Origin of the sequence: Psychrobacter sp. CAL346-MNA-CIBAN-0220 (genome assembly GCF_040309805.1) — a bacterium.
In the GTDB taxonomy this organism is placed as follows: Bacteria; Pseudomonadota; Gammaproteobacteria; order Pseudomonadales; family Moraxellaceae; genus Psychrobacter.
Genome location: NZ_JBEOPF010000699.1, coordinates 1 through 238, shown reverse-complemented (window position 1 = coordinate 238; position 238 = coordinate 1). Strand labels below are relative to the sequence as shown.

General features: G+C 64.3%; 1 protein-coding gene. It reads right to left on the bottom strand.

The window, feature by feature from the left end:
* On the bottom strand, nucleotides 1-162 hold a 162-nt coding region (locus tag AAEY88_RS15370; RefSeq protein WP_350563783.1), incomplete at its 3' end, for a hypothetical protein.
* Nucleotides 163-238: the final 76 nt, after the last annotated feature.

Here is a 238-nt window from a genome sequence, read left to right as displayed (position 1 = left end):
GTGCATGTACGCGTGGCGCTGCATGTACAGGCCGTTCTGCAGACGCAGCGGACGGAATTCGTCTTCGCTCAACTCGCCCGACAGCCGGCGGCGCACCTGATCGCGGTACTGCGCGACTCGCTCGTCGACGATCGTCTGGTCGTATTGGTCGTACTGATACATTCGGGGACCCCAGGGTTTTCGTGGTGACCGCGCGACGTCCTAGCCACGTCGCGCCCGAATCTCCGTTCCGCCGCAC